Origin of the sequence: Paenibacillus sp. YN15 (assembly GCF_003285005.1) — a bacterium.
Lineage (GTDB): Bacteria > Bacillota > Bacilli > Paenibacillales > NBRC-103111 > Paenibacillus_AR.
The window spans coordinates 1-6664 of the sequence record NZ_QMFA01000078.1 but is presented as its reverse complement, the minus strand read 5'-3'; the positions used below and the strand labels follow the sequence as shown (position 1 = coordinate 6664).

At 51.3% G+C, this 6664-nt stretch carries 8 protein-coding genes; all 8 read right to left on the bottom strand.

What is annotated here, in order from left to right:
- Window positions 1–44: 44 nt before the first annotated feature.
- On the bottom strand, window positions 45–851 hold the full coding sequence (locus DQG13_RS30050; RefSeq protein ID WP_220094475.1) for a type IV secretory system conjugative DNA transfer family protein: 807 nt from the start codon (window positions 849–851) through the stop codon (window positions 45–47).
- A complete protein-coding gene (locus DQG13_RS30045; RefSeq protein ID WP_181593101.1) occupies window positions 802–1320 on the bottom strand; it encodes a TRAG family protein in 519 nt (172 codons plus the stop codon). The genes DQG13_RS30050 and DQG13_RS30045 overlap by 50 nt, the downstream gene beginning before the upstream one ends.
- On the bottom strand, window positions 1314–2195 hold the full coding sequence (locus DQG13_RS30040; protein ID WP_113023884.1) for a hypothetical protein: 882 nt from the start codon (window positions 2193–2195) through the stop codon (window positions 1314–1316). Before DQG13_RS30040 ends, DQG13_RS30045 begins: the two co-directional genes overlap by 7 nt.
- A gap of 45 nt (window positions 2196–2240) precedes the next feature.
- The gene (locus tag DQG13_RS30035; protein ID WP_113023883.1) at window positions 2241–2957 is read right to left on the bottom strand and encodes a hypothetical protein; all 717 of its coding nucleotides are present in this window, start codon (window positions 2955–2957) and stop codon (window positions 2241–2243) included.
- A 7-nt stretch (window positions 2958–2964) separates the two neighbouring features.
- Window positions 2965–3639 carry a hypothetical protein gene (locus tag DQG13_RS30030; protein WP_113023882.1) on the bottom strand — a complete coding sequence of 225 codons (675 nt, stop codon included), beginning with the start codon at window positions 3637–3639 and terminating at the stop codon, window positions 2965–2967.
- Between the two features lie 317 nt (window positions 3640–3956).
- A complete protein-coding gene (gene mobP3 / locus DQG13_RS30025) occupies window positions 3957–5219 on the bottom strand; it encodes a MobP3 family relaxase (protein ID WP_146767238.1) in 1263 nt (420 codons plus the stop codon).
- Window positions 5173–5664: a hypothetical protein gene (locus tag DQG13_RS30020; protein ID WP_146767237.1), complete on the bottom strand. Its 492-nt coding sequence runs from the start codon at window positions 5662–5664 to the stop codon at window positions 5173–5175. The genes mobP3 and DQG13_RS30020 overlap by 47 nt, the downstream gene beginning before the upstream one ends.
- Before the next feature lie 323 nt (window positions 5665–5987).
- Complete coding sequence (locus DQG13_RS30015) at window positions 5988–6560, bottom strand: hypothetical protein (RefSeq protein ID WP_113023879.1); 573 nt, start codon at window positions 6558–6560, stop codon at window positions 5988–5990.
- Window positions 6561–6664: the final 104 nt, after the last annotated feature.

The following is a 6664-nucleotide window of genomic DNA, read 5'->3' as shown; positions in this document are numbered from 1 at the left end:
ACCAGTATTTATAAGGCTTTTTGTCGGTCTATTTTATTGCCTCGTTATGTTTCCGCGGGAATCCAGGTGGCAAGGGAAAAGTCGCTTTTGTGAGTGATGGCGTAGATGGATTTGGAGGTGAACAGTCGCAGGGTAGTGAGGGCTGAGGTGTAAAAGCTGCCCTTGGTACGGGAGGGAGCCACATCAGAAATACTGAGCAGGGCCCGGGCCGGATGGTGTTGGGGCAACCGTTTGATGTACTCCTGCATCGGCGTTTTGTTGCCCATCTGCCGGTTCATCTCTGCCAAGAACCAGTAGACATTGGTCAGGTTCTGGTAATCCGGGCGTTTGACGTTATCCCATACGACGCTGAGAATGGAGGCGGCAATGACGGACATTTCGCCGTTGGTCCAGATTTTTTCGCCCTGAGCCTTGCCCACCAGCACCTGAGTCATGTCCCAAGCCAGCATTTCCGCCTGCTCTTGATTCCCCTCCAAGGTTGCCTCAATGACCGGCTGGAGCAAATTATAGTGGTGGCTCTTTTCCGGGTGACGGAAATCCAGAGCCAGCACCTCGTACCCCAGCTTTTCCAATAGCACATGACTGTAATGAAACAACTCTCCTTTGGGGTCGGACACCACCAGCGATTCCCCAGCCAACGCCAAGAAGCCGATGGATTGCAGCACTACCGTTCGGGATTTGCCGCTGCGGGTGGCCCCGATGCACAGGGAATGGACATCATCGCCGATATAGAACAAGCGCTCTTTCTCTCGTTCTCGATGCAGTCCCAGGACAATGCCGCCGGAAGGGATGACAGGCGAATCAGTCGTTTTTCTCTTTTTCGGGATATTCTTCAGGTGGGGCAGGGTCACTTGGCGATTCCTCCTTGGCAACAGCTTGCAAAAACTCCAGATCGTCATAGCCGGTTTGCATCAGTTGTTGAATGAACGGATGAGACAAATCCAGTATCTGACTGTCGAACACGCGAGGCATTTCCTCCTTCCGCAACCAACGAGCAGAGCCGTGCTGATGCTGCCCCACGGGAACGGGCGTTTCAATGCCCGGAGCAACCTGCTTTAGCTTGCTTTGATAGGGCTGGCTGTTGGTGACAAAAAAGAGAACGGCCAGCAACAAGGTGATTCCCTGGAAGCAAAGAAACAGCAGGAAGTGGGCTTTTTGGGTAAATAGACTGGTCAAGCTTTGTCCCAAGGAGGGAAGGGCCAACGTTTTCGTCGCGCCGGATAATGCGCCATGCAGGGCGGTGGTGAAGAACAGGTTGAAGACGGCTCCCCCAACAAAAAGCAGCCCGCATAGCAGTAACTTTTGCTTTGCTTTCACCACTCCAGGTCCTCGCTCGGTTCAAAAAAATCCTCCGGCAATTCTCGGGCTTGCAAGGTGGGAATGAGGTCTTGTTGCTTGTAGGTTGCCTGATCCGGCGTCTGCTGCCAGGAGGCATCAGTTGTGTTTTGTCGTGGTTGCTCCACTTGCTGCGCGGCCCGATCCAATTGAAGCTGCAAAAACAGTGACTTGGGAGCAGGGCGGTCATGGATATGGCCCCATTCCTCCGTATGCAAATTGTGCATACCTACATACTCTGGGTGGTCGTTGCACAGCGTATGCAACAGACTGTCCTCGTTTACAATTTGCTCCAGCACAGCGGGATGGGAGGCGGACAATTCATAAATCGGCATGGCGCAGTTGTCCAGGGGGTACAGCAGGTACACCCCCTGCCCACCGGCCTGATGAATAGCCATTTCCGACAATACCTGCTCTCCGATAGTTTGATGCACGGCCAACAGCGGTTGACCGTCATGCTCCACGAAATATATCCCGTTGTCCAGCGGCTGATGATTCGTCAATTTCTTCCAAGCTGTATCCTGCGGCGGCTCAAATGCTCCAAAGTATTCCGGCGCATAATACTTGCCGTTCTCCGCCAGCTTCTCTGGTTGTTCGGTGAGGTCACTTAACTCAGGATGAGTGATCGCCCCTTGTTTGGCCAACTCATAGGCAGGCACCACACTTTTCACATCGTCAAAATAGATATGCTCTCCTTGTTTGTGGCCGAGCTTCAGCGCGTCCTCGCTCAACGCCTCCTCGGCATAATCCGCATCCAGCACCAAGCCTTGATTTTTCTCCGCTTGCAGCGCATAAATGTGCAGGCCAATCTCGACGCAGGTTAAAATCGTCCCCCAAATGGACACCTCCGGCTGGGGCATAGCCATCCCTTCCTTCTTTTTAAATAGTGGTGAAGCATGAGGTGCCTACCGTTCTTGCTCTGCAAGCCCAACAAGCTCCAGTGCCGCCGGGTTACCGTCATAGTCCTGGGCAAATTCCGTCTCATAATCCAGATGAATCTCCCGGTCCTTTAAGGCGGGCAACAGGTCCTCCAGACGGTCGATCAGGATCTGCACCTGTTCAAATTGCTCCATGGACTTGTCGTTGGGGGTGATGAGGAATTTGACCATTTCGTCGTGAATCAGCATCAATTCCGCTTCGTTGAATAGCTTTCGGGCATCCACCAGCCCGCTGCGAACAGCGAAGCTTTCCAACGCTTCGTCCTTGTTGTAAAAATATTGCCGCTGCACCGGCGCTTGACTGTCCGGGGCCAAGCGGTAGGTGGAAAAGACATATTCAAACAGCGGGTGATGCTTGCAGGCCAGAACCACATCCCCGTATTCACTGAGCTTATAGACGCCGTTGGCGATTTTCTGGTCCTTGTCGGTATACGGCTTTTCTGTGCAGATGCCCAATTGCAGCGCCGTCTTTCGGGCCAGGTCCTGGATGCCGCTCATCAGCCGGTCCGGGACGGTGACAAAGGGGTTTTTCTCGATGCTGTCCATCCGGGTATAAAAGGCAATGAGCTGGTCGTTTTGATACAGGTCAGCCAAATAATCGGCGGAGGTGGAACGGCGGACTTCGATGCCTTGGGTGGTCAGAGTGGCAAAGAAGGCTTTGTAAAACTCGCTTTTGCTTTTCATGGGCGGTTCACCCCCTGTCTTCTACCATGTCTTGTTCCATGTCTTGCTCGGCCTCCCACAACGCGCGGTCAGCGGGCAGCAACAGGGCATCCAACCGTTGCAGCACGTGATCGACCGCCTCCCGTTCAACGGCTTGCAAGCCTTTGTCTTCCATGCCGCGAAACAGCAGCGCTTGGCGGATGATGCAAAGCTCGTCGGCTTCCAGCCGGACCAGTCCCTGAGCTAACTGGCTGCGATGCAAAAAGTCCTCCTTGGCTTCGGCAAAGGCATTGCGCTGGAAGTATCGCCCATATAACAGCCGGTTCCGGTCATAGGGCGCATATTCCCAGTTGACAAAGGTAAACTGGCCTTGCCCGTCATAACGCGCCGCCAGTACATACTGCCTGGAGGATAACAATCGGCGGTATTCGTGTGGAGGAGGAACATCCATTACAGGGGCTTGTTGAAAGGCGCGCTCCATTTCCCAAACCTGGGCGGCGATTCGGGCAATGTGCCGTGTTGCCAGTTGCTGGGGCCGATTGGCAGGAGGCCAAAGAAATCCGTCCCCTGCGAGATAGGCTAATGGTTCCCCGCCTTGGGAGACAGTAAGCGGATCGTCGGGATGAGCGGGCGGCTCCAGGACAAACTGCTCCTGCGCCAACTGGTAACGCAGCACCTCAAGCAAGCGGTCGGTGATCTGCATCGGATTTCTCCTTTCGCGGTTTGGGTGGGGAAGGAGGAGCGGCTTTCGGCGGTTGTCTGCCGCTGGTTTGCAGGGGGCGGCGTGGGGGTTGCCTCATCATCTGTTCAAAAGCTTGCAGTCTGCCATCGGTAAATAACATGGGATTCTTCCTTTCTGCGTTGGTTTCTGGAGGCACAGGCGGAGCTACACGCCGCACATGCCTTCGCATTCGTCATCAAACAGGTCGATTTGATCCTCCGGCAAGCACATCTTGTCCCAGGGGGTAAGTGGACAATAAAAAAACACGCTACCCGGAGCGTGCGTGTTTGTACCCTTGATTATCTTTCCAGGCCCCGGTCCTTGTGCCGGAGCAGCCATTCCTTTTTCGCCTGTTTGGAAAGGTCCCCTCCTCTCACCTTCGCTTTGTCATCGTAGTCCAGTTGAGCGTGCATGGATAAGCCTTCCATCAGGTTCAGTAGGTCCAGGAGCAGTTGCTCGGCCAAAGCAAGCCGTCGGTCGGCTTGCCGAATGCCGAAGTCCGCCTCCTGCTCCAGCTTGATGATGGTACGGATAGTCGCCAGAATGCGGTTGGCAATTCGCTTTTCCTCCTCCGCCACAACTTTACTGCGTTGTTTCTCCAATTGCTCCGGGTCAGAGGTGTACAGGCGAGCCATGTCCAGCTTGGCCTGTACGTAGTCCTCCACCATTTGCGCCAAATAACTGTTGTTTTGCAGCAAGTCTTGCACCAACACATCCAACAGTGTTTTCGTTTCCTGTGGTAGCAACTGATAAACCAATCTGCCGGATTTCGGCATCTGGCGGCGCAGTTCAAACAGCCGTTCGGCCAACTGCTTGACAGATGCCGGTTCCATCAGGTGGTGCTTGGGAAAGCGCAGCAGAGAATCCTCATCCTCCTGCTCAAAACGTTGTTGCAACGCTCGAAACGCTTTGGGATTCAGCCCCTTCAGATAGGCTTCAAATTCTTCCACGATGCGGTCCGTTACTTGGGTGACGTCGGATTTGGCGGCATCTCTCTGGGCACAAAACTCTTTGAGTTTAAAGGCGAAGGTATCCTTGATGAGCTGCTTTCGGATGCGGTTGGGAATTTCGGGGTGAGTAAAGTTTTTCATGATGGTTTGTTTCTTATCCCAAAAGACCACATGCAAATGGGGATGGTCGCGTTCATTGTGAAACGCAGCGGCCCAGCATAAATTTTCCGTTTTGATCTGGTTCTGGGCGGCAAGCATGGCCATGTGTTGCTCGATATAGGCTTGCCAATCGGAGAAGGTGGAGAGGCCAAGTTCCAGCGCTGTTTCCGTGCGAAAGGAAATGACACTGCGGTACATGTTTTTGCCTTGCTGGGATATTTCTCTGGCTGTACATGCCACTTCCTGCCAAGAGGCGAACATTTGCAATTCGCCGGGACGCAGCTTGCCGAACAAGCCATGGGTCCTATTCTTATGCCGGACTGCACCGGGGCGGGTGGCAATGTAGCCGATATGCACATAATTGCTGACCGGGGTTTTGGGGTGGTTGGGATGGAAGAAGCGCTGCTTATAGATCAGGGCTGACATCGGCGTCGCCTCCGCGCAGTCGCTCAATGTTCTGCTCAAAGGCATCCCCGGAGAGGAACAATTTTTCGGCATCGGTCAGCTTCATTTTCATATACTCCACGGCAAGCTGCCGGGCCTTCTTTTCAATTTCCCGGAAGGTGGTGTAGCGGTTGGTATCGATGAGGTCGGTGATAATTGCGATGGTGGAATAGTACGCCGCGGCAGACATGATGAGGTCCTTGCTGGCCAATCCGGCCAGCCGATTGCTTAACCCGTCGATGGCGACTTTTATCTCCTGCCGGATAATAGAGGTGATAAAGTCGATTTCTTCGGTGTAGGCTTCTACGGACATGCCCTTCTGGATGAAGGCGCGGACGATATCCGCCATGCTGAGATGCTTCGCAGCGGCATACTTTTTGAGGGCTTCATATTGTTTTTTGGGCAGCTTGACGGTGATTTGCACCGCCTTCTCGGCTTGGGCCAAGAGCATCACCTCGTTATGGGCCTCCGGCCAGCGACATTCGATTGCCGGGGGAAAAGCCTCAAAAATGTCGGTGGAAGCTCTGCTTCCACGCGGTTTCCTACGCCAAATGACATTTGGCTATTCCTGCCTTTACACCCCTCCCCAAGAGGCGGGCCTCTTGGGGAGGGGGAAGGCAGAAATTTTATCCAATGGAAAAAAGGAAAGAGGGGCATTATTAGATCTCTCCTTTCGAGATAGGAATAGCAAAAAGCCACATCCCTGAATATGGAATGTGGCGAGTTACAGCCATTATGTTTCTGTCGTTCGCAGTTTTTCTTCAGTCTGAATCTGACTTAGCTCTTCTTGAGGTTATTACCTAAATTTTTCTTCAAATTCATTAATCTTATGACTGGTGGATTTTGTACTGTTGATGGGATGATAGGATTGTCCTCAATTGTAATCGCAAAAGATAACCAACTGTCTTCTCCTACCTCCCAAGCATCTTTGATTTCAATTTTATTTTTCTTGATTATATTCTCATATTTTATATCATAATTAGAGACTTTAGGATTAAAGAAAGCAGGAGCGATAAAATAATTGAAATTTGTCATATTAATGCGTTCGATGAAATTTGATAAGTTTGTATTATTATTTGGTTCCATTATATGAATTCTACTAGGCACCATAAAATAGCCTTTCTCTAAATTAGGTAACGATCGAGCAATATTCTCAGAGAAAACAATCTTATAGTGGAATGGATTGTTTTTATCTATCCCCTTTATAATACCTATTTTTATCTTATTGTTGTGATCACTTTTACCAAGTTCTTCAATCCATTTTTGAAAGATTAAAGATCCATAATTAATATTACTGAATACTGGAGCCAGAATAGGTGGGGTGTTAGATTCCGGAGTGTGTAAGAACATAACACCCTTCCATTTTGCTTGATCCCATAATGATATATTAATAACTCAACTTTCGCACCTGAAAAAATAGCTTAAACCCTTGAGTACGTAAGAATAACTCAGTA